At 69.1% G+C, this 2,556-nt stretch carries 2 protein-coding genes; both read left to right on the top strand.

Annotated elements, in window-relative coordinates; all coding sequences use genetic code 11:
- Positions 1-96: 96 nt before the first annotated feature.
- Positions 97-492, top strand: coding sequence for a hypothetical protein (locus B2P18_RS17065; protein ID WP_286960604.1), 396 nt, complete (start codon positions 97-99; stop codon positions 490-492).
- Between the two features lie 70 nt (positions 493-562).
- Complete coding sequence (locus B2P18_RS17060) at positions 563-2,473, top strand: ABC transporter ATP-binding protein (protein WP_286961684.1); 1,911 nt, start codon at positions 563-565, stop codon at positions 2,471-2,473.
- Positions 2,474-2,556 lie beyond the last annotated feature (83 nt).

Here is a 2,556-nt window from a genome sequence, read left to right as displayed (position 1 = left end):
ACGGATCAGTCAGGAGAGCCAGAAATTCGTGGAGCTCCATGCCCCGAGCCTCGCACTCGTCCGACGCCCGCGCGCGTCGTGATGCAGGATGGACAGATGCTGACGCTGGACCTGGCCCGCCGCCTCGCCGCCGCGGGCGTGCTGTGGGAGCCGCAGCCGGGCGACCGGTTCGCGATCGACGTGGACACCCTCACCGACCAGACCTACTGGATCAGCGACCTCACGATCGAGCTGCACCACTACGCCGACCAGTCCGTGCTCGGCTTCAACGGGACGACCGAGTGGGCCCTGGACTCGGTCGGGCTGGACCAGACGGTCTGGCTGCCGCGCGAGGACCAGCTGCGCGAGCTGCTGGGTGACCGGCTGCGGTCGGTGCACCACGAGACAGCGGCCGTATGGCGTGTCGTCACCAACGACGGGCAGCGGGACCGGCATACGACCAACGTCGACCTCGAGTGCGCCTATGCGGAGGCACTGCTCGACCTCTGCTGAGGGTCCCTGGGAAGAGTCTGACCACCCTCGGTGTTGACCTCATGTCCGCTTGATGTCGTCTCGTGGACGCATGAGCACCGCCACCGAGGAGTCCCCCTTGAGCACCAGCGCCACGGCCGCCACGCGCGCCACCCCCAGCAGCGGGGCGGCCCCCGAGGGGCCGTCAGAGCAGTACGAGCCGCCGGAGCAGGGCATCTTCGCCACGCTGGGCCACATCATCCGCTTCACCTCCGAGCTGCGCCCCTACTACCTGGGCGTCGCGGCCTGCGCCATCGTCACGGCGAGCGCCGGCCTGGCGACGCCCTTCCTCGTCGGCCGGGCCACCGACACGATCGTCGACGCGGTCCAGGACGGACGGGGGACCTCCGTCTTCCCGACGCTGGCGATCCTCACGCTCGCGATCCTCGCGGCCGAGCTGGTCAGCACCGTCGTGTCCAACCTGGGCGGCTACACCGGCGACGTCCTCAGCAACCGGATCCGCGCGATCCTGTCGACGCGCTACCTCGACAAGTTGCTGCGCCTGCCGCAGAGCTGGTTCGACGACGAGATGACCGGGACGATCGTGTCGCGGCTCAACCGCTCGATCACCGAGGTCTCCAACTTCGCGAAGTCTCTGGCCAACACCTTCTTCACCATGCTGATCCAGACGGCGGCGGTGCTGGTGATCAGCGCGATCTACTACTGGCCGCTGGCGGTGCTGCTGGCCGTCGTCTTCCCGACCTATGTCTGGCTCACGGGGCTCACGTCGCGCAAGTGGCAGCGGCTCGAGGCCGACAAGAACCACCACGTCGACACGGCCGGTGGCCGCTTCGCCGAGGTCGTGGGGCAGATCCGCGTGGTGCGGTCGTTCACCCGCGAGCGGCACGAGCTCGACACGTTCACGGACCACTTCATGCGGACCGACAGCACGACCAAGGAGCAGTCGCGGCACTGGCACACGATGGACATCATCCGTCGCGGCGTGCTCAACCTGGCCTTCGCGGCCATGTACCTCCTGATCTTCTGGCGGACCCTCGGCGGCGGCTTCTCCGTCGGCCAGATGGTGCTGCTGATCCAGCTGATCGCCATGGCCCGCATGCCCGTCGAGATGATGAGCTGGGTGCTGGACGCCTCGCAGCGTGCGGTGGCCGGGTCGCGCGACTACTTCAAGGTCATGGCGGCGACCGAGGTCGAGCACGTGCGCGAGATGCCGGCGCTGCCCGCCCGCGCCGAGGGCGACGCCGTCCTCGAGTTCGAGGACGTGCGGTTCGGCTACGGCGACGGTCCGGACGTGCTGCGGGACGTCACGTTCGACATACGGCCCGGCGAGCGTGTGGCCCTGGTCAGCGAGTCCGGCGGCGGCAAGACCACCCTGGTCAACCTGCTCCTCGGCCTCTATCCGCTGCGGGGCGGCCACATCCGCCTCGACGGCGTGGACATCGCCACGCTCCCCCACGACGAGCTGCGTCGCCGCATCTCCCTCGTCTTCCAGGACCCGTCGCTGTTCTCCGACACCGTCGGCGAGAACATCCGCTACGGCCACCCCACCGCCAACGCGGACGAGGTCGCCCTGGCCGCCGAGCGCGCCAACGCCAGCGGCTTCATCGGCGGGCTGGAGGGCGAGTTCGACGCCATGATCGGCGAGCGCGGCCTCAAGCTCTCCGGCGGTCAGAAGCAGCGCATCTCCGTGGCCCGTGCCATGCTCAAGGACGCCTCCGTGCTGGTCCTCGACGAGGCCACCAGCGCCCTCGACACCCGCTCGGAGCGGGCCGTCCAGGAGGGGCTCGTGCAGCTCATGGCCGGCCGCACCTCGCTGATCATCGCCCACCGCCTCTCCACCATCGCCGGCGTCGACCGCATCTTGACGATCAAGGACGGCCGGGTCGACGAGATCGGCTCGCCTGCCGAGCTGTCCACCTCCGGTGGCGTGTATGCCGAGCTGCTCGCCATGCAGCGCCGCGGCGAGGACTCGTACCTCAACGCGTACCAGACCGCCCAGTGATCACAGGTGCACGTGGGGGGCTCCCCACTCGTTAGTGTCACTTGACGCCTAAGTGATGCTAACGCCCCCGGAATCCCCAGCTG

Origin of the sequence: Arsenicicoccus sp. UBA2120 (genome assembly GCF_002330965.1) — a bacterium.
In the GTDB taxonomy this organism is placed as follows: Bacteria; Actinomycetota; Actinomycetes; order Actinomycetales; family Dermatophilaceae; genus Arsenicicoccus; species Arsenicicoccus bolidensis.
This window is presented reverse-complemented; position numbering and strand designations above follow the sequence as displayed.

Bases quoted from the DNA above. Each gene is read 5' to 3' on its own strand.
- B2P18_RS17065 (WP_286960604.1), top strand. From the start codon at position 97: ATGCTGACGCTGGACCTGGCCCGCCGCCTCGCCGCCGCGGGCGTGCTG.
- B2P18_RS17060 (WP_286961684.1), top strand. From the start codon at position 563: ATGAGCACCGCCACCGAGGAGTCCCCCTTGAGCACCAGCGCCACGGCC.